The sequence below is a fragment of the Streptomyces lunaelactis genome (genome assembly GCF_003054555.1).
Classification (GTDB): Bacteria; Actinomycetota; Actinomycetes; order Streptomycetales; family Streptomycetaceae; genus Streptomyces; species Streptomyces lunaelactis.
The window spans coordinates 1,635,750-1,654,809 of the sequence record NZ_CP026304.1 but is presented as its reverse complement, the minus strand read 5'-3'; the positions used below and the strand labels follow the sequence as shown (position 1 = coordinate 1,654,809).

The window sequence follows — 19,060 nt, the reverse complement described above, 5'->3', positions numbered from 1 at the left end:
TGCGTTCGTCGCTTCGGCACCCGACTTCGTGAATTGTCCAGAACTCTCCTGGGTACGGCTACTCATGCGTCGCGCAATGCTGACGCCTACCGTCACATGCATGTTCAAGAGCCTTGTATGTAGAGCCCGGACCTCCAAACGGTCCGTCCTGTATGCCGTCACAGGGCTCGTGACGGTGGCGCTGCTTGTTGCTGCCGTGGTGGCGGGGAACGTCGTGTGGAACGGCGCGCAGTATCCTTCGGCCGACCCCGACGCCGTCGCGCAACGGCTCAAAGCCCGGTCCGACGAGGTGTACGACAGCTTCGCGCTGTCAGAAAAGTACGCCGCGGGCTCGGGCAGGGTCGATACCGGTGCCTGTTACTACCGCGGGCTGAGGAGCATCGCCCACATCGACGAGGCACGAAGCGACGTCCGCAGCTTCGGTCTCGATTGGAGCGTGCCCGACGTACCCGAAGCCGCCGCCCGAGACGCGCAACGGCGCGTGCGCCAGCGGCTGGTGCAGAAGGGTTGGAAACTCACCCACGAAGGCGACCGTGCAGGCGCAACCTTCCGCGAGCTGGGCTTCCGATTCGAAAACCCAGGCGGCGACCAGGTCGACGTGCGGTGGAACGACTCGACCACGACTCTGTTCATCAGCGTCTACGCCCCCTGCGGGCAGGTTCCCGACGAGTTCGTGGAATACGACTGGTCTGAGGCGGACTGGCACCCGCAAGAGCAATCCGCTGGGCCTTGAAGGGCCCCCTCCCGCCCCTGAGGACTGGATGCGATTCGTCACTCGGCTGGACACGCAGCACCGGCACGGTGCGGCTGTGGAGCGTATCTCTTCCTACGGCGGCCCAAACCATAGGCAAGATATGCCGGGCCCTGCACCAGGGCGACCAGGCGCCCGAAGTCTTCGACGGCGCCTGTCAGTTCAACGCAGTTCATACGCCCCGACGCTACCGGGCCGCCCCGACGTCCCCTCAGCCGATCATGACGGGTTCGCGCACAGCGCCCACGCCGTCAGCGTCTCGCCCGGCTTCAGCCTGGTGGTCACCATGCGTTGATGACCGGCGCGTCGGGTTCGTGCTGCCGCCAGGCCTCGTTGAGGCGCGCGAGCCGGTCCGCGGCGGCGATGCCGCGCAGGGACGCGACCTTGCCGTCGCTGACTTCGAACGCCACGGCGCCCACGACCCGGTCGTCGACCACGGCGAGGACGGCCGGGGAGCCGTTGACCAGCGCGATATGGATCGCGGGCGAGCCGCCGGCCAGCCGCCGCTTCGCCGGCGTGGGCTTGAAGCCGGCCCGCACGTAGGAGGCGACCCGCTCGCGCGTCTTGTACCGCAACAGCCGCTTGCCCAGTCCGGCGCCGTCCGAGACCGCCGTCACGTCGTCGGTGAGCAGCGCCACCAGCCGTTCGGTGCGCCCCGACGTGGCGGCGGCGAGGAACTCCTCGACGACCCGGCGCGCGGACGCGGGGTCGGCCTCGCCGCCGCGGCGGCGCTCGGCGGCGACCCGGATCCGGGCCCGGTGGACATGCTGCTGGCTCGCGGACTCGGTGATGTCGAGGATCCCGGCGATCTCGGCGTGGCTGTACGAGAAGGCCTCACGTAGGACGTAGACGGCCCGCTCGACCGGCGAGAGGCGCTCCAAGAGGGTCAGTACGGCCAAGGTCACCGATTCGCGCTGCTCGAAGGTGTCGGCCGGGCCGAGCATCGGGTCGCCCTCGAGGAGCGGCTCGGGCAGCCAGGCACCAGCCGCTCGCTCATGGCGCGCCTGCGCCGAGCGGAGCAGGTCGAGGCAGAGATTGGTGACGACCTTGGTCAGCCACGCTTCCGGCACCTCGACCCGTTCGCGGTCTGCGGCCTGCCAGCGCAGGAACGTGTCCTGCACGGCGTCCTCGGCGTCGGCGGCCGAGCCGAGCAGACGGTACGCGAGCGAGGCCAGCCGGCCCCGGCTGGCCTCGAACCGATCGATGGCTGCGCTGTCCATGCGGAACAACCTATGCGGCGACCCTCACACCGGCCCGGTCAGGCGCGGTGGCCAGGCGGCGCTTGCGCTTCGGCATGCCGAAGGTCGGATGGGCGATGCCCCACCCGGCCCCCTTGAGCACGCCCGACTTGAGCCGCGCGGCGGTCCGGCCGCCCAGGTACCAGGACTTCGACCGGACGTCCCCGTCCACCATCTGGAAGATCGCGTCCCGCCGCCCGAGGCTGATGTGGTTGCCGTGGTACTTCAGCCCGGTGGTCGGGACCTCGCTGCCCGTCAGGCGCGCGATGATCGCGGCGGTCGCCTGCATGTTGGTGAAGCCGGCCGAGGCGCAGGACATCGGCAGCAGCCGGCCGTTCTCGCCGATCGCGTAGGCGCAGTCACCGGCGGCGTAGACGTCCGGGTGCGAGACCGAGCGCATGGTGCGGTCGACGACGATCTGGCCGGTCTCGGCGACCTCCAGGCCGCTGGCGGCCGCGATGGGGTGCACGGCGAACCCGGCCGACCACACGGTCACGTCGGCCGGGATGGACGTACCGTCGGCGGCGATCGCCCGTGTCGGCTCGACGGCTTCGATGCCGGTGTGCTCGTGGACGGTGATGCCGAGCCGGTCGAAGGCCTGGCGCAGGTGACGGCGGGCCTTCGGGGAGAGCCAGGCGCCCAGCTCGCCGCGGGCGGCGAGCGCGACCGAGAGGTCGGCCCGGGACTCGGCGAACTCGGTGGCGGTCTCGATGCCGGTCAGCCCCTCACCGACGACCAGCACGGTGCCGCCCTCGCCCAGGCCGGCCAGGCGCTCGCGCAGACGCAGCGCCGAGGACCGGCCGGTCACATCGAAGGCGTACTCGGCCACGCCGGGGACGCCATGGTGGGCTACGGAGCTGCCGAGCGCGTAGAGAAGCGTGTCGTACGCGAGCTCGCCGTCGCCGTCCTCGCTCGTCACGGCGACGGTCCTGCGCTCGGGGTCGACGCCGGTGACGCGCGCCAGGCGCAGCCGCACCCCGGTGCCCGCGAATACGTCGGCGAGCTTGCGGAACGCGAGGTCCTGGCCGATCGCGAGCTGGTGGAGCCGCATCCGCTCAACGAAGTCGGGCACGGCGTTGACGACGGTGATCTCGGTGTCGGCGGGGGAGAGCCGGCGGGCCAGGTTTCCGGCGGCGAAGGCCCCGGCGTATCCGGCGCCGAGTACGACGATGCGGTGCTTCATGGCGTTGCTCCTGTCTCGTTCGCGTGGCCTTTGAACGAGACGGCGCCCCGATTGCTGACAGGAGCCGGGTGTGACGCGGGTCACCGAACTAAGACGAGCGGCTGAGCCTCCGACAGACGCTTGGGCCTGTCTTTGCGACTTTTCGGTGTAGATGACACCGCGGTGCTGGGCTGAGCTGGGCCCCTGGTTGAGCCTGTTCGCACTACTCGACACCGGAAGGTCGTTCTTTGTTGCCACCTGCGCCTGTTTTCGCGTGGCGGGCGGACCTCAACTCTTGACGGCCTCTGCGATCTGCAGGGCGGCCTGGGCGGGCGTGAGGTGCGTGGTGTCGACGACCTCGGCCTCGCCGTGCAGCCACGTGCGGGCCGCCTCGGCGTAGGGCTCAAGGTATTGGAGACGGAATGGGGAGGGGCCAAGAAGAGTGTCCCCCTCGATGCGCCCGCGGAGGGTGTCTTGGTCGGCGTGGAGGACGAAGTGCCGTACCGGAATGGCATGTTGGGCGAGGCCCGTGCTGATCTCGCGCCAGTACTGCTCGACCAGGACAGTCATGGGCATCACCAGAGTGCCGCCGGTGTAGTCGAGTACGCGGCGGGCGGTCTCGACGACGAGCGGCCGCCACGGCGGCCAGTGCTGGAAGTTGTCCGTCCCGGGCAGCCCCGGCGTGATGTCCATGAGTGTCTCGCCGACCTTCTCGGCGTCGAACACCCGTGAATCCGGGATCAGCTGCTGCACGAGTGCACTGGTCGTCGTCTTGCCTGCGCCGTGGGTGCCGTTGAGCCATACGATCACGGGACCCGAGGCTAGCGCTGTGCGGGCCGCGGGAACGGGCACGGCAGAAATCCGGTACGGCTTCGGCGTTTCTCAGGGTGGTGTCAACCACCGAGATCAGGTGTCACCTATCTCGAAAAGTCGCACGGCCCCGCCTGGCCAACTGTGACGCTCAGTGGCCAACTGGCGTGCTCAGTCACAAGGAGTGTGACTGAGCGCCGTAGTTGGCCTGTCTGGCCAGGTACAGCGCTCAACGTAAGGCGATGCGAAGGTCTCTTGCTGAGCAGTCAGGCCCGTGCGTTCGTTCAGCGGTGGGTCGGGCACAATCAGGGGCCGTGGTTACACCTCCTGATCCAGCCGTCCTGTATCCCGACATCGCGACCCAAGGCAGCCTCGGCGTGGCGCTCCAAGCTGTGGCGGAAGAGGGCGGTTTCTCCGTCCCCGTTACGGCCTCGGCCTCCGATCCGTTGCGCTATGCCGCCGTCGAGAGCACGCTGCCGCATCGCAGGGCTCTGCTCGTCAGCTCGTCGGCGATCGAGCGGCGGTGGCGGATCCGCGGTGAAGAGTCGTTCCAAGGCATGCCGCTCATCGTGGGCGACACCGACGATCTGGCGCAGGTCGCCAGGGCCGCACAGGCGTGGCTCGACGGAGTGCCATTGAGTGACATCCGCCAGGTCGCGCCGTTCGTGCACCTGACCGGCCGTTTCGAGGTGCCCGACCACGATCCCGTGCGCCTGACCGAATCCGAGTGGCAGGGCATGCGCACCGAGGCGAGCGCACGGGAGCAGCCCGGGTATCACGCGCTGGTCGAGGCGGCATATGCCGAGCCGGCGCTGCGGGGTCTCTACCCGTTCACCAGCCACTGGGCGCTGCGCTTCTCGACCACCACCGGCCCGTGGATGTCCACCGTCGGGCCGTGCCTGCTCGCGGATGACGTCGACCGGTACACGGTCAGCGCAGGCTTCACGGGCAGTGGCCTCATCGCACAAGCCACCACGGCGCAGGAGGCAGTGGCGGCAGCCGTACGCCATCTGCCCTCCGGCCTCGGGCCTGTCACGTCCGGGGCAGACCTCGCCGAGAATCGGCGTGAACTCAGTTCATGAGCTCCGTGGCCGTCACCAACAGATGATGGCGCAGCCGAGCGCGACGAAGCTCGCTGGATGTCATCGCGGATCTCCCAGCCGATCGGTCCGCACGTTTGACAACGACGATTGGGAATCAGTCACACACGCGTGTGACTGAGCGCGCCAGTTGGCCCGTGTAGCCAACAAGCGTGCTCAGACACAGTTCACGCGCCCGTGCAGTGCCCGGCCGCCGAAGTCGCCGAGCGATGCCCGTAGGTGGTTGTGTGGGTGGCGGGCTGGCCGGAGTGGTCAGGCGGGGAGGAAGAAGCCGGTCACGTCGGCGAGGAGGCCGTCCCGGTGCACCGCGCTGCTCACGCCTGTCATGAAGGTCTCGCCGTCCGGGCCGACCTGGGTCCAGCGGGCCAGTGACCGGTCGTGGTGGTCGAGGACCTCGTCGATGCGGAAGCGGTGTCCGGGAAACGCCCCGGCGAAGCCGCCCATGTACGCGTTGAGTTCGGCCAGGCCGCCGACCTCGGTCCCCGGATCCCGGTAGGTGACGTCGTCGACCGCGACCGCGCCGAGCGCGGTGAGCCGTATCGAGGGGTCGGCCGACCAGCACGCGGCGTAGTTGTCCCAGAGCTGCTGTTGGTCACTCATCGCTTTTCCTCTTCGTTGACTTGCTTGGCTGTCTTGGCTTGCCCTGCGCCGATCGATGCCAGGGCTCCGTCGGTGATGGTGTGCAGTTTGGCGGCGGCCGTACCGGACCGGACGAGCACCAGCAGGCCCTGGTAGAGCGCCAGGAGCTGGGCGGCTGACTCCTCGACGTCGAGTTCCGCGGGCAGCAGCCGCTGGGCGCGGGCGCGCGTCAGCGCGTCGGCGAAGCCGGACTCGATCGTCTCCAGCCCCCGGCGCACGCCTGGCGCCGCCTGCGGAACGGTGAACGACTCCACCGCGGTGTTGGTGAGCAGGCACCCCGGATCGGGTTCGGGGCTGATGCCGGTGTCGAACGCCGAGGTGAAGAACGAGCGGATGCCGGCCACGGGGTCCCCCGCGTCCCGCAGATGGACGCGAACCCTGCCCTCCACCACACGCTCGTTGTAGGCGTCCAGCGCGGCACTGAACAGGCCTTCCTTGCTGTGGAACGCCCGGTACAGGCTGCCCGGGTGCATTCCGGTCGCCTCTTCGAGGTCGCGCAGCGAGGCGCCGAGGTATCCACGACGACGGAACAGGCGCATAGCGGAGGCAAGCACCTCGTCCTGGTCCCAGACCTGTTTGCGGCCCATCAACGCTCCTATAGTTGAACGATCGCTCACAAACTAGCATGCGTGATGACCCCTACAGGCCGGCCGCCGCTGCCGCGCACCGAGCGCGGCCGGGTCAACTGAGCCGCTCACTGGCCAAGTGGAGCGCTCAATCGTCGCCCTCGCCTAGATCGGCTCTTCGTAGAGGTTGATCCCAGCGGGCTTGCGATCTTGGGGCGGCGGCCAGGCGGACGCTGAGCAAGTCAGGTCGGGTATCCGCGGGCGCTGAGGTCTCTGTTGCCCGCCGGCGGTGATGTGGAGCGCACTGCGGCACTCAGAGGTTCACTAGTAGATCAATATGCCGAATAGGTCCGGCCGCTACCCTGCGGGCCAATAACGATGCTCAGACGGGCCAACTCGAGCGCTAAAGGGCCAACTCAAGCGCTCAGTCTCAACGCGGATGCGGGCAGGCCAGTGACCTGATTGCATAAAACTGCGTTACTGCGTATAGTCATGCCATCGACGAGGAAGGCTCGATGATGGTACGCGCAGCAGTGGCAGGAGCGAGCGGATACGCAGGCGGGGAACTGCTCCGACTGCTCCTCGCCCACCCCAGGGTCGAGATCGGTGCCCTCACCGGCAACTCCAACGCCGGTCAGAGGCTCGGCGGACTGCAGCCGCATCTGCTCCCGCTCGCCGACCGCGTGCTCGAGCCCACCACTGCGGACGTGCTCGCCGGGCACGACGTCGTCTTTCTCGCTCTCCCGCACGGTCAGTCCGCCGCCGTCGCCGAGCAGCTCGGCGACGAGGTCCTCGTCGTCGACATGGGCGCCGACTTCCGGCTGAAGGACGCGGCCGACTGGGAGGCGTTCTACGGCTCCCCGCACGCCGGGACCTGGCCCTATGGGCTCCCCGAGCTGCCGGGCGCCCGCGCCGCGCTGCGCGGGTCCAAGCGCATTGCGGTGCCCGGCTGCTACCCGACCGCCGTCTCGCTCGCGCTCTTCCCGGCGTACGCGGCCTCCCTGGCCGAGCCCGAGGCCGTCGTCGTCGCCGCGACCGGCACATCCGGCGCGGGCAAGGCGCTCAAGCCGAATCTGCTCGGCTCCGAGGTGATGGGCTCCATGAGCCCGTACGGCGTCGGCGGCGGCCACCGGCACACCCCCGAGATGATCGAGAACCTCAGCGCCGCGGCGGGCGAGCGGGTCACCGTCTCCTTCACGCCGACCCTCGCGCCCATGTCCCGCGGCATCCTCGCCACCTGCTCCGCCAAGGCGAAGCCGGGCACGACGGCGCAGGACGTCAGGGCCGCGTACGAGAAGGCGCTGGCCGACGAGCCGTTCGTGCATCTGCTGCCGGAGGGCCAGTGGCCGGCCACCGCGTCCGTCTACGGTTCCAACGCTGTTCAGATCCAGGTCGCATACGACGAGGCCGCGCAGCGCATCATCGCGATCAGCGCCATCGACAACCTCACCAAGGGAACCGCCGGTGGCGCGGTCCAGAGCATGAACATCGCCCTCGGGCTTCCTGAGGACACAGGTCTTTCCACGATCGGAGTGGCACCGTGAGCGTCACGGCAGCAAAGGGATTCACGGCAGCGGGCATCGCCGCCGGGATCAAGGAGAACGGCAATCCCGACCTGGCTCTCGTGGTCAACAACGGACCGCGCCGCGCCGCCGCGGGTGTCTTCACCTCCAACCGCGTCAAGGCCGCGCCCGTCCTCTGGTCCGAGCAGGTCCTGCGCGGCGGCGAAGTCTCCGCGGTCGTCCTCAACTCCGGTGGCGCCAACGCCTGCACGGGCCCCCAGGGTTTCCAGGACACCCACGCGACCGCCGAGAAGGTCGCCGCCGTCCTGAACCAAGGCGGTCCCGAAGACCACAGCGCAGGCGAGATCGCCGTCGCCTCCACCGGTCTGATCGGTCTGCTGCTCCCGATGGACAAGGTCCTCGCCGGCGTCGAGAAGGCCGCCGGGGAGCTCTCCGCACACGGCGGCGAGAAGGCCGCCATCGCCATCAAGACCACTGACTCCGTCCACAAGACCGCCGTCGCCGAGGGCGAGGGCTGGACCGTCGGCGGCATGGCCAAGGGCGCGGGCATGCTCGCCCCCGGACTCGCCACCATGCTGGTCGTCCTCACCACCGACGCCGACCTCGAGTCCGCCACCCTCGACAAGGCCCTGCGCGACGCCACCCGGCAGACCTTCGACCGCGTCGACTCAGACGGCTGCATGTCCACCAACGACACCGTGCTGCTGCTCGCCTCGGGTGCCAGCGAGATCACACCCCGCTACGAGGAGTTCGCCGACGCCGTACGGACCGTCTGCGACGACCTCGCCCGCCAGCTGATCGGTGACGCCGAGGGGGCCAGCAAGGACATCCGTATCGAGGTGATCAACGCCGCGACCGAGGACGACGCCGTCGAGGTGGGCCGCTCCATCGCGCGCAACAATCTCCTCAAGTGCGCCATCCACGGCGAGGACCCCAACTGGGGCCGCGTGCTCTCCGCCATCGGCACCACCCGGGCCGCCTTCGAGCCCGACGCCCTCAACGTCGCCATCAACGGCATCTGGGTCTGCAGAGGCGGCAGCGTCGGCGAGGACCGCGAGCTGGTCGACATGCGCTACCGCGAGGTGAAGATCACCGCCGATCTCTCCGCCGGCAGCGAGTCCGCCGTGATCTGGGCCAATGACCTCACCGCCGACTACGTCCACGAGAACAGCGCGTACTCCTCATGAGCGCCCGTAAGCACACCGCGCTGCCGAAGGCCCAGATCCTCATCGAGGCGCTGCCCTGGCTGACCCGGCACAACGGCAAGACCGTCGTCGTCAAGTTCGGCGGCAACGCCATGATCGACGAGGACCTCAAGGCCGCCTTCGCCCAGGACGTCGTCTTTCTGCGGCAGGCAGGCCTCAAGCCGGTCGTGGTCCACGGCGGCGGCCCGCAGATCAGCGCCCAGCTCGACCGGCACGGCCTGGTCAGCGAGTTCAAGGCGGGCCTGCGGGTCACCACACCCGAAGCCATGGACGTCGTACGAATGGTGCTCGCCGGTAAGGTCCAGCGCGAGCTCGTCGGGCTGCTCAACCAGCACGGCCCGCTCGCCGTCGGTATGACGGGCGAGGACGCGCACACCATCACCGCCACCAAGCACCAGCCGCAGATCGACGGCGAACTGGTCGACATCGGCCGGGTCGGCGAGATCACCGAGATCGACACGGGCGCCATCCAGGCGCTCCTCGACGACGGCCGTATCCCGGTCATCTCCTCGATCGCGCGCTCCGCCGACGACCACCACGTCTACAACGTCAACGCCGACACCGCCGCGGCCGCGCTCGCCGCCGCGCTCGGCGCCGAGACACTGATGGTCCTCACCGATGTCGAGGGTCTCTTCGAGGACTGGCCCAACAGCGACGAAGTGATCAGCAGGCTCACCGCCACCCAGCTGGAGAAGCTGCTGCCCGACCTGTCCAGCGGCATGGTCCCCAAGATGGAGGGCTGTCTGCACGCCGTGCGCAACGGGGTCAACACCGCCCGCGTGCTCGACGGCCGTGTACCGCACTCGATCCTGCTGGAGATCTTCACCGACTCGGGCATCGGCACGATGGTCGTGCCCGACGGACAGGGGGAACCATGAGCAATGAGGAGCTCGCGCAGCGCTGGCAGGGCGTGATGTCGGACAACTACGGCACGCCGAAGCTGGCCCTCGTACGCGGCGAAGGCGCCCAGGTCTGGGACGCGGACGGCACCGAGTACTGCGACTTCGTCGGCGGTATCGCCGTGAACGCGCTCGGCCATGCCCACCCCGCGATCGTCGAGGCTGTCTCCCGGCAGATCGCCTCACTCGGCCATGTCTCCAACCTCTACGTCGCCGAGCCGCCCGTCGCGCTCGCCGAGCGCCTCATCCAGCTCTTCGGCCGCCCCGGCCGCGTCTTCTTCTGCAACTCCGGTGCCGAGGCCAACGAAGCCGCCTTCAAGATCGGCCGGCTGACGGGCCGTCAGCACATGGTCGCCACCGGCGGCGGCTTCCACGGCCGCACGATGGGCGCGCTCGCCCTCACCGGACAGCCCGCCAAGAAAGAACCGTTCCTGCCGCTGCCCGGAGATGTCACGCACGTCCCCTTCGGCGATGTCGAGGCGCTGCGGGCCGCGGTCACTGAAGAGACCGCGCTGCTGATCATCGAGCCGATCCAGGGCGAGAGCGGCGTGGTCGTCCCGCCCAAGGGCTATCTGGAGGCCGCCCGGGAGATCACCCGGGCCACCGGCACGCTGCTTGTCCTCGACGAGGTCCAGACGGGCATCGGGCGCACCGGCCACTGGTTCGAGCACCAGGCCCACCAGGGCGTCGAGCCCGATGTCGTCACCCTCGCCAAGGGTCTCGGCGGCGGGCTCCCGATCGGCGCGACCGTGGTCTTCGGCCCGGCCGCGGACCTGCTCCGGCCCGGACAGCACGGCACGACGTTCGGCGGAAACCCGGTCGCGTGCGCGGCCGGACTCGCCGTGCTCGACACCCTCGCGTCCGACGGGACCCTCGACGAGGTGAAGCGGCTGGGCGAGAAACTGCGGGACGGAATCGAGTCCCTCGGCCACCCGCTGGTCTCCCATGTCCGTGGCGCGGGCCTGCTGCTGGGTATCGTGCTCACGGAGTCCCTCGCGCCTCAGGTGCAGCAGGTGGCTCAGGGTGCCGGTTTCCTGGTGAACGCTCCCGCCCCCGATGTCGTACGGCTCATGCCGCCGCTGATCATCGGTGACGCGGAAGTGAACGCGTTTCTCCAGGCGCTCCCCGGCGTCCTCGACGGTGTGTACGGGGAAGGACGATCCGGGGAATGAGACGACGACGATGACCGAGGCGCAGGACACCGAGCACGGCGGGGCCGTAGTACCGCAGACCCGCACGGCCCGCCACCGCCGGATCGTGGACATCCTCAACCGGCAGCCGGTGCGCTCGCAGAGCCAGTTGGCGAAGCTCCTCGCGGACAACGGGCTGAGCGTCACTCAGGCGACGCTCTCCCGCGACCTCGACGAGCTGGGCGCGGTGAAGATCCGCAACACCGGCGGTGAGCTGATCTACGCGGTGCCCAGCGAGGGCGGCTACCGCACTCCGCAGGCGCCGCTCGGTGAGTCGGCCAAGGAGGAGCGCATGCGGCGCCTCTCCGGCGAACTGCTGATCTCCGCCGAAGCCTCGGCCAACCTCGTGGTGCTGCGTACGCCGCCGGGGGCCGCCCAGTTCCTCGCCTCGGCCATCGACCAGGCCGAACTGCACGACATCCTCGGCACCATCGCCGGCGACGACACGCTGATCCTGATCAGCCGCGACCCGAACGGCGGCCAGGCGCTGGCGGACCATCTGCTGCGCCTGGCCCAGAACGACCGCTGAGGGCGCCGGAGGCCGGTCGTCAGGCGGTCAACTTCGCCGTGTGACGGTCGAATCCGCGGGTCCGCCACGTGCTGCCGTCGGCATTGACCGCAAAGCCCTCGGTGTCGGGCAGCTCCTCCAGCCAGTCGCGGGCCCGCCCGCCCATGGCGTACGCGGCGGTCGCCCGGGCGTCGGCCTGGGTCAGTCCCGGGCAGACGACGGTCATCGACGCCATGCCCTCGGCGGGGGGCCGGCGGGTGTGCGGGACGACAATGTGGCAGCCGCGCTCCGCAGGGCCCGAGGTGGCGACGGCGACGCCCTCGTCGGCCTCGATCACGGTGACGAGCTCGCCCGGGTGGAGCGGGTCGCAGACGCCCACCCGCCAGGGGCCGCCGTACAGCTGGATGTCGCCGCCTCCGTTGAGGCAGACCGAATCCGCACCGGACGAAGCGAGCATGCGGACCGCGCACTCCACCGCCCAGCCCTTGACCAGACCGGTCGGATCCAGCTCGCCGGCGTAGCGAGCGGTGAACCAGCCGTTGCTCTCGTGCTCCGCCTCCGAGCACAGGTCGAGCACCTCGGCGACCTCGGCGACACAGTCCCCGAGCGGGAGTTCGCCGCGGGCGAGCCGGCTGAGCTGGCTGTCCTGACGGTACGTCGAGAAGATCTCGTCCACGCGGTGCAGACCGGCCACGGCGGCGGCGAGTCCGGCACGCACCCTGGGAGCGTCGCTGCGGGCGGCGATACGGATGTCGAACGAGAACACCGTGCCCATGGAGTGTTCGACATGGCGCAGCCGCTGCCGGCCGGGCATCACACACCCGCCTTGTCGAGCGCGCTCTGCAGGGACGTGATGTAGCCCTCGCTGGTGTAGCTGGCGCCGGAGACCGAGTCGATCTGTGCGCTCTGCGCCGTGACCGCCGCCTGGTTGAGCTTGGGCACAGCATTGGCGGCGATCTGCCGGCTGTTGGCGTCGGAGCCGGGTGCCTTGACGGCGTCGGCCGCGGTGACCTTGCCCCCGCTGACCGTGATCCGGACCTGCACCGGGCCGTACTGGGTGTTGGCCACGTCGCCGAGGACGGTCTTCGCCGCCGGGGCGGCGCCATCGGAGCCGGAAACCGAGCCCGAGCCGGTGCCCGTGCCCGATCCCGAGTCGTCGTCCGATCCCGATCCCGATCCCGAGCCGGTGTCGGTGCCGGATCCGGATCCGGGCTGCGTCCCTGCCCCGGGCTGGGTCCCGGCCTGCGCGTCGGAGCCCGGTGCCCCCACACCCCCGGCCTTGTCGAGCGCGCTCTGCAGGGACTTGATGTAGCCCTCGCTGGTGTAACTGGCCCCGGAGACCGCGTCGATCTGTGCGCTCTGCGCCGCCATCACGGCCTGGTTGAGCTTGGGGATCGCCTTGGCGCCGATCCGGCGGCTGTTCTCGTCGGCGCCGGGCGCCTTCACCGCCTGTGCCCCGGTGATTCTGCCGCCGCTGAGGGTGAGCTGGACCTGGACGTCGCCGTACTGCGTGCCCGCGACGTCACCGAGCACCGTCTGTCCCCCGGCGTTCCCGGCTCCGTTCCCGGCGGACGCCGAGCCGGCGGGCGGCACTTGAGAGCCGGCCTGCGACGACGCCTCGACCACGGTGTTGCCCGGCTGCTTCAGTGCGAGCAGCAGGACGACACCGGACGCGGTGGCGGCGATGCCGAGCATGATCCGGCGAAGCGGATGTTTCCTCTTCAAGGACGGCCTCACATCTCGAAGGACTCGTGGTGGATCCGGCGGGACGGCACTCCGGCTTCGCGCAGTGCCTGGTACGACTCATCGGCGAGACCGGGCGGCCCGCAGAGATAGACGTCGTGCTCGTCGATGTCGGGCAGCACCTCCTTGAGCCGCTCGGCGGTGATCTCGGGCCGGGCCCCGTCGGGACCGTTCACCGCGTACATCAGCTGTGCGTCCCGGCGCTGAGCGATCTGCTGCAGCTCGCTCCAGAGCGCCAGGTCCCGCCTCTCGCTGGCCCGGTAGAGCAGTGTCAGGTCGCCCGGACCGCCGGGCAGCGTCTCGAACAGCGCCCGCAGCGGGGTGATCCCCGCGCCGCCCGCGATCAGCAGCACCTTGTTGCGGCTCCGGCGGCCGGCGGTCATGGCTCCGTACGGGCCCTCGGCCCAGACCCGCGTCCCCGGCTCCAGTCCGGCGAGCGCCGTGCTGTGCTTGCCGACCGCCTTGACGGTGATGCGCATCAGATGGGGACGGGGCGGGGCGGAGAGTGAATACGGATTGGCGCTCCAGCGCAGCCCCTTGGTGAGGAACCGCCAGCGGAAGAACTGACCCGCCTCGGCGCCGAGCCGGTGCAGCCGTCGCCCGGTGATCAGCACGGAGACCACCCCCGGAGCCTCGTCCACGACGGATTCCACCCGCATCCGGTGCCAGAGGTTGAGCCGCACGGGCGCCAGGATCCGGTACCAGAGGAGCAGCACGCCGACTGCGGCGTACAGCACGTACCAGACCGTGCGGGCGGTCGAGCCGGCGACGAACTCGGCGCCGGTGGCCAGTTGGTGCCAGAAGGTCAGATATACGGCGGCATAGGTCAGGAGGTGCAGGTAGTACCAGGTCTCGTAGCGCATGCGGCGGCGCACGGCGCCGGCCGAGACGAAGCCGACCACCAGCAGGAGCGCCGTGCCGATCGCCGCCTTGATCATTTCGGGGAAGTCGACGACGACGGTGACGGTCTGCTCCACGAGGCCGGTACGGGCCTGGACGGCGTACCCCCATACGGTCAGCACGACATGCGTGACGATCAGACTGATCGCGTAGCGGCCGCTCATCGCGTGCCAGCGGGTCACCCGGTCGGAACCCACCCGCCGTTCCAGAGCGGGGACGCGCGCCATCAGCAGTACCACCAGTGCGATCACGTATCCGCCCAGCAGACCGGTGATCCTGCCGGCGCCGATCAGCCACTCGGCGGTGGTCATGTGCACCACCGCCGTGTTCTGCCACCACAGGGACAGCACGGCCATCGCCCCCGCCCAGGCGACCGCCAGCAACGCCACCGCCGGGTCACGACGGGGCCGGATCGCCCGCATGGTCTGGCGTCTCGCGGCCCGACCGCTCTGCAACATCGCCACGACTGCTCCTCGCCTGTACCTCTTTCGCGTGGGAATACGCGTGCGAGGAGCGTCCAGTTCAACTCGAGCGGTGTTTGTGGAATCTGTGAGCCGGTCGGCCGCCGTCGCCTCCGGCCCGGTCAGTAGCGAGTGATCGCGGTCGGTCCGCCACTGGTCCCGATCGCGATGTGCGGATCGCGCCGCTGGTCGGCCCAGGCCAGAATCCGGCTCATGGCCGCGTCCGGCACGGACACGCAACCGGCCGTCGCGCCACGCCCATTGACGTGGAGGAAGATTCCGGCACCCCGGCCGCGCACCGGGCGGTGGTAGTTGAAGCCGATGACCAGGGCGCGGGCGTACTGCTTCGCGTACGAGACCAGATGCTCGGACTCGGCCGCCCGGCAGTCGGCGGGCAGCCCCTCGACCCAGCGGTTGTACGCACGGGCCCGGTTGTCCTGGCACCACCAGGACCTCTTCGTCACCGTGCGGTAGGCGTAGCGGGTCCCGGCGGGCACGGCCTTGATCCCGAAGGCGTACGGCAGGTCGTACAGCCCGGTCGGCGTGGTGAAGGTGCTCTGCTTCCGACGGGCGCCCTCGACCAGGCCCTTCGCGCCGAATCGCGCCGCCGCCGAGCCGGCCGCCACCCACCCCCCGTCGCGGCGGCGGTCCCACCAGGTGACCCTTCCGGTGGTGGCGCCGGGGCGCGCGGCCACGGCGGTGATCAGCTGGCTGCCACCGCCGGTGTCGCCCATCCGCTCGGGGAGTGGGGCCGCGCGGCCGGGGACGGCCGCGACCGTACCGGCGGCGAGCAGCAGCAGAACGGAGCCAAGTGCGAGACCGGGGCGCATGGTTCACGACCGTACGCGCGCCGCGAGCCGTGCGCCGCCCGGACTGCGCCGTATGCCCTGCGACTGCTCCGGCGGAGGTCAGTCGGTACGCGCGGGGAGCGGAAGCGGCAGTGCCGGCAGCCCGTCCAGGCTCACCCCGACGTGGTCCTTCTTCTCGCAGTACGCGGCGAACTCCTCGTCCGACTTACGGCCGAAGTGCTCCGCGTGCTGGGTGCGCTCCTCCTGGTACTCCATGAACGGCACGGCGAATCCGCAGGCGTCACTGATCCGCTGCGCGTGGATGACGATGATCGCGCGGGCGCTCGGCCCGTCGACCTCCTTGAAGTGCGGGATGAACTCGGCCCAGCGCGGGTCGTCCCGGAAGACCGCCTCACCGCTGCCGTGCACCCGCAGCACCTTGGGCGGGCCGGTGAACGCGCACCACATCAGGGTGATGCGTCCGTTCCCCTCCTCGCGGAGGTGGGCGATGGTCTCGGCGCCGCTGCCGCCGAAGTCCAGATAGGCGAGGGTCAGCTCGTCGATGACGACGAGCGTGCCGCTGCGGCCCTTGGGGGAGAGGTTGATGTGCCCGTCGCCGCTCAGCGGGGCGGTGGCGGTGAAGAAGACGGGCTGCCGCTCGATGAAGTCGAGGATCCGGCCTTCTATTCGTTCATAGCGCTGTCCCATGCCAGGGATTATCGCCGTCGCCGGTCGCCGGAGGGCCGTGTCACGTCGTGTCCGTGCCGCATTGACGAAACATACAGTGGAGTGCATACTTATTCCATCACCGAATGCATCGTAAGGAGAAACCCGTGACCGAGCGCGTCGTACTCGCCTACTCGGGCGGTCTGGACACCTCCGTCGCCATCGGCTGGATCGCCGAGGAGACGGGCGCCGAGGTCATCGCCGTTGCCGTGGACGTCGGCCAGGGCGGCGAGGACCTGGACGTCATCCGCAAGCGCGCGCTCGCCTGCGGTGCGGTGGAGGCGGAGGTCGCCGACGCCAAGGACGAGTTCGCCGACGAGTACTGCCTCCCGGCGATCAAGGCCAACGCCCTCTACATGGACCGCTACCCGCTGGTCTCCGCCCTCTCCCGGCCCACGATCGTCAAGCACCTCGTCGCGGCCGCCAAGAAGCACGGCGCCACCACCGTCGCCCACGGCTGCACCGGCAAGGGCAACGACCAGGTGCGGTTCGAGGCCGGCATCGTCGCCCTCGCGCCCGAGCTGAAGTGCATCGCCCCCGTCCGTGACTACGCGATGACCCGGGACAAGGCGATCGCCTTCTGCGAGGCGAAGCAGCTCCCGATCGCGACCACCAAGAGGTCGCCGTACTCCATCGACCAGAACGTCTTCGGGCGGGCCGTCGAGACCGGCTTCCTGGAGGACATCTGGAACGGGCCGATCGAGGACATCTACGAGTACACCTCGAACCCGGCGGTGCAGCGCGAGGCCGACGAGGTCGTCATCTCCTTCAAGGAGGGCGTCCCGGTCGCCATCGACGGCAAGCCCGTCACGGTCCTCCAGGCGATCCAGCAGCTCAACGAGCGGGCCGGCGCGCAGGGCATCGGCCGGATCGACATGGTCGAGGACCGGCTGGTCGGCATCAAGTCGCGTGAGGTGTACGAGGCCCCGGGCGCGATCGCGCTGATCACCGCCCACCAGGAGCTGGAGAACGTCACCGTCGAGCGCGAGCTGGCCCGGTACAAGCGGCAGGTCGAGCAGCGCTGGGGCGAGATGGTCTACGACGGCCTGTGGTTCTCCCCGCTCAAGCGCGCCCTGGACGGCTTCATCAACGAGGCCAACCAGCACGTGACCGGCGACATCCGGATGACGCTGCAGGGCGGCCGCGCGGTCGTCACCGGCCGGAAGTCCGAGGAGTCGCTGTACGACTTCAACCTCGCGACGTACGACTCGGGTGACACCTTCGACCAGTCCAAGGCGCAGGGCTTCATCGAGCTGTTCGGCCTGTCGGCGAAGATCGCCGCACGGCGTGATCTTGCAGGCGGAGCCTGACGTCGACCTCGCTGAGTCGTTCACGTAGTACCTACCGCCTCCCCGTTCCTCCGCGGCGGGGAGGCGGTCGCACATCCACCTCCTGAGGAGCATCAGCTGTGAGCAGCAACAACGGTGACGTACGGCTCTGGGGCGGCCGCTTCGCCGACGGCCCGGCCGAGGCGCTGGCCAAGCTGTCGGCGTCGGTCCACTTCGACTGGCGCCTCGCGCCGTACGACATCGCGGGCTCGCGCGCGCACGCTCGCGTGCTCCACAAGGCGGGACTGCTCACCGAGGACGAGCTGACGCGCATGCTGGCCGGACTCGACCGGCTCGAGGCCGATGTCGCCGACGGCTCCTTCGTGGGCACGATCGCCGACGAGGACGTCCACACCGCGCTGGAGCGCGGTCTGCTGGAGCGCCTCGGCCCCGACCTCGGCGGCAAGCTGCGGGCCGGGCGGTCGAGGAACGACCAGGTCGCGACCCTCTTCCGGATGTATCTGCGCGACCACGCGCGGATCATCGGCGCTCTGATCGCCGAGCTCCAGGACGCGCTGGTGGGCTTGGCGGAGGCGCACCCGGACGTCGCCATGCCGGGCCGTACGCACCTCCAGCACGCCCAGCCGGTGCTCTTCTCGCACCACGTCCTGGCGCATGTCCAGTCCCTGTCGCGGGACGCGGAAAGGCTGCGGCAGTGGGACGAGCGCACGGCCGTCTCCCCGTACGGATCGGGCGCGCTCGCCGGGTCCTCGCTCGGCCTCGACCCGGAGGCGGTGGCGAAGGACCTGGGCTTCGAACACGGCTCTTCCGGCAACTCCATCGACGGCACGGCCTCCCGTGACTTCGTGGCGGAGTTCGCCTTCATCACCGCGATGATCGGCGTGAACCTGTCGCGGATCGCGGAGGAGGTCATCATCTGGAACACGAAGGAGTTCTCCTTCGTCACCCTCCACGACGCCTTCTCGACCGGCTCGTCGATCATGCCGCAGAAGAAGAACCCGGACATCGCGGAACTGGCGCGCGGCAAGTCGGGCCGTCTGATCGGCAATCTGACGGGCTTGCTGGCGACGCTGAAGGCGCTCCCGCTCGCGTACAACCGTGACCTCCAGGAGGACAAGGAGCCGGTCTTCGACTCCTGCGACCAACTGGAAGTACTGCTCCCCGCGTTCACCGGCATGATGGCCACGCTCACGGTCAACCGCGAACGGATGGAGGAGCTGGCCCCGGCCGGCTTCTCGCTCGCGACGGACATCGCCGAGTGGCTGGTCAAGCAGGGGGTCCCGTTCCGGGTGGCGCACGAGGTCGCGGGCGAGTGCGTCAAGGTGTGCGAGCGGCAGGGGATCGAGCTGGACGAGCTGACGGACGAGCAGTTCGCGAAGATCTCGGAGCACCTGACCCCGGAGGTACGCACGGTCCTGAACGTCCAGGGCGCGCTGGCGTCGCGGAGCGGCCGCGGGGGTACGGCGCCGTCGGCTGTGGCCGTCCAGCTCACGGAGCTGAAGGCGAACCTGGTCATCCAGCACGCGTGGGCCACCGCCAAGAAGTAGCAACGAGGGACACCT

Annotated in this window: 19 protein-coding genes; 9 read left to right on the top strand and 10 right to left on the bottom strand. The window is 69.7% G+C overall.

What is annotated here, in order from left to right; translation table 11 throughout:
* Window positions 1–100 precede the first annotated feature (100 nt).
* Window positions 101–733, top strand: a complete 633-nt coding sequence (locus tag SLUN_RS07260) for a hypothetical protein (protein WP_159100202.1) — start codon at window positions 101–103, stop codon at window positions 731–733.
* A 299-nt stretch (window positions 734–1,032) separates the two neighbouring features.
* Here the strand turns inward: SLUN_RS07260 and SLUN_RS07255 are convergent, their stop codons facing one another.
* The 3 genes from SLUN_RS07255 to SLUN_RS07245 form a co-directional block, all read right to left on the bottom strand.
* Window positions 1,033–1,971 carry a sigma-70 family RNA polymerase sigma factor gene (locus tag SLUN_RS07255; RefSeq protein WP_108147707.1) on the bottom strand — a complete coding sequence of 313 codons (939 nt, stop codon included), beginning with the start codon at window positions 1,969–1,971 and terminating at the stop codon, window positions 1,033–1,035.
* Window positions 1,972–1,981: 10 nt separating this feature from the next.
* Entirely contained in the window at window positions 1,982–3,172 is a 1,191-nt protein-coding gene (locus tag SLUN_RS07250; RefSeq protein ID WP_108147706.1) for an NAD(P)/FAD-dependent oxidoreductase, read from the bottom strand.
* A gap of 267 nt (window positions 3,173–3,439) precedes the next feature.
* A complete protein-coding gene (locus SLUN_RS07245) occupies window positions 3,440–3,961 on the bottom strand; it encodes an ATP-binding protein (protein WP_108147705.1) in 522 nt (173 codons plus the stop codon).
* 314 nt (window positions 3,962–4,275) lie between these two features.
* Here SLUN_RS07245 and SLUN_RS07240 point away from each other — a divergent pair, with 314 nt between their 5' ends.
* On the top strand, window positions 4,276–5,043 hold the full coding sequence (locus SLUN_RS07240) for a DUF6193 family natural product biosynthesis protein (RefSeq protein ID WP_108147704.1): 768 nt from the start codon (window positions 4,276–4,278) through the stop codon (window positions 5,041–5,043).
* Window positions 5,044–5,313: 270 nt separating this feature from the next.
* Here the strand turns inward: SLUN_RS07240 and SLUN_RS07235 are convergent, their stop codons facing one another.
* Together SLUN_RS07235 and SLUN_RS07230 are read right to left on the bottom strand one after the other, a co-directional pair.
* Entirely contained in the window at window positions 5,314–5,661 is a 348-nt protein-coding gene (locus tag SLUN_RS07235; protein WP_108147703.1) for a nuclear transport factor 2 family protein, read from the bottom strand.
* Window positions 5,658–6,287 carry a TetR/AcrR family transcriptional regulator gene (locus SLUN_RS07230; RefSeq protein WP_108147702.1) on the bottom strand — a complete coding sequence of 210 codons (630 nt, stop codon included), beginning with the start codon at window positions 6,285–6,287 and terminating at the stop codon, window positions 5,658–5,660. The genes SLUN_RS07235 and SLUN_RS07230 overlap by 4 nt, the downstream gene beginning before the upstream one ends.
* 494 nt (window positions 6,288–6,781) lie before the next feature.
* On the opposite strand from SLUN_RS07230, the gene argC reads away from it, so the two are divergent.
* The 5 genes from argC to SLUN_RS07205 are packed head-to-tail and all read left to right on the top strand — an operon-like array spanning window position 6,782 to window position 11,612.
* On the top strand, window positions 6,782–7,810 hold the full coding sequence (gene argC, locus SLUN_RS07225; RefSeq protein ID WP_108147701.1) for an N-acetyl-gamma-glutamyl-phosphate reductase: 1,029 nt from the start codon (window positions 6,782–6,784) through the stop codon (window positions 7,808–7,810).
* The gene (argJ, locus tag SLUN_RS07220; protein ID WP_108147700.1) at window positions 7,807–8,976 is read left to right on the top strand and encodes a bifunctional glutamate N-acetyltransferase/amino-acid acetyltransferase ArgJ; all 1,170 of its coding nucleotides are present in this window, start codon (window positions 7,807–7,809) and stop codon (window positions 8,974–8,976) included. The genes argC and argJ overlap by 4 nt, the downstream gene beginning before the upstream one ends.
* On the top strand, window positions 8,973–9,872 hold the full coding sequence (argB, locus tag SLUN_RS07215) for an acetylglutamate kinase (RefSeq protein ID WP_108147699.1): 900 nt from the start codon (window positions 8,973–8,975) through the stop codon (window positions 9,870–9,872). The genes argJ and argB overlap by 4 nt, the downstream gene beginning before the upstream one ends.
* Window positions 9,869–11,065 carry an acetylornithine transaminase gene (locus SLUN_RS07210; RefSeq protein ID WP_108147698.1) on the top strand — a complete coding sequence of 399 codons (1,197 nt, stop codon included), beginning with the start codon at window positions 9,869–9,871 and terminating at the stop codon, window positions 11,063–11,065. The genes argB and SLUN_RS07210 overlap by 4 nt, the downstream gene beginning before the upstream one ends.
* A 10-nt stretch (window positions 11,066–11,075) precedes the next feature.
* Complete coding sequence (locus tag SLUN_RS07205; protein ID WP_108147697.1) at window positions 11,076–11,612, top strand: arginine repressor; 537 nt, start codon at window positions 11,076–11,078, stop codon at window positions 11,610–11,612.
* Window positions 11,613–11,631: 19 nt separating this feature from the next.
* Here the strand turns inward: SLUN_RS07205 and SLUN_RS07200 are convergent, their stop codons facing one another.
* The 5 genes from SLUN_RS07200 to SLUN_RS07180 form a co-directional block, all read right to left on the bottom strand.
* A complete protein-coding gene (locus tag SLUN_RS07200; RefSeq protein WP_254709920.1) occupies window positions 11,632–12,405 on the bottom strand; it encodes an FAD:protein FMN transferase in 774 nt (257 codons plus the stop codon).
* Window positions 12,405–13,316: an FMN-binding protein gene (locus tag SLUN_RS07195; RefSeq protein ID WP_254709921.1), complete on the bottom strand. Its 912-nt coding sequence runs from the start codon at window positions 13,314–13,316 to the stop codon at window positions 12,405–12,407. Before SLUN_RS07195 ends, SLUN_RS07200 begins: the two co-directional genes overlap by 1 nt.
* Window positions 13,317–13,324: 8 nt before the next feature.
* Window positions 13,325–14,692, bottom strand: a complete 1,368-nt coding sequence (locus tag SLUN_RS07190) for a ferredoxin reductase family protein (protein ID WP_108147695.1) — start codon at window positions 14,690–14,692, stop codon at window positions 13,325–13,327.
* Window positions 14,693–14,817: 125 nt separating this feature from the next.
* Window positions 14,818–15,525, bottom strand: coding sequence for a L,D-transpeptidase family protein (locus SLUN_RS07185; protein ID WP_108147694.1), 708 nt, complete (start codon window positions 15,523–15,525; stop codon window positions 14,818–14,820).
* Window positions 15,526–15,603: 78 nt separating this feature from the next.
* Window positions 15,604–16,191 (bottom strand): pyridoxamine 5'-phosphate oxidase family protein, encoded by a 588-nt coding sequence (locus SLUN_RS07180; RefSeq protein WP_108147693.1) that lies wholly within the window; start codon window positions 16,189–16,191, stop codon window positions 15,604–15,606.
* Window positions 16,192–16,316: 125 nt separating this feature from the next.
* Between SLUN_RS07180 and SLUN_RS07175 the strand changes: the two genes are divergently transcribed.
* Both SLUN_RS07175 and argH read left to right on the top strand, forming a co-directional pair.
* Window positions 16,317–17,519: an argininosuccinate synthase gene (locus tag SLUN_RS07175; protein WP_108147692.1), complete on the top strand. Its 1,203-nt coding sequence runs from the start codon at window positions 16,317–16,319 to the stop codon at window positions 17,517–17,519.
* Window positions 17,520–17,617: 98 nt separating this feature from the next.
* Entirely contained in the window at window positions 17,618–19,045 is a 1,428-nt protein-coding gene (argH, locus tag SLUN_RS07170) for an argininosuccinate lyase (RefSeq protein WP_108147691.1), read from the top strand.
* Window positions 19,046–19,060 lie beyond the last annotated feature (15 nt).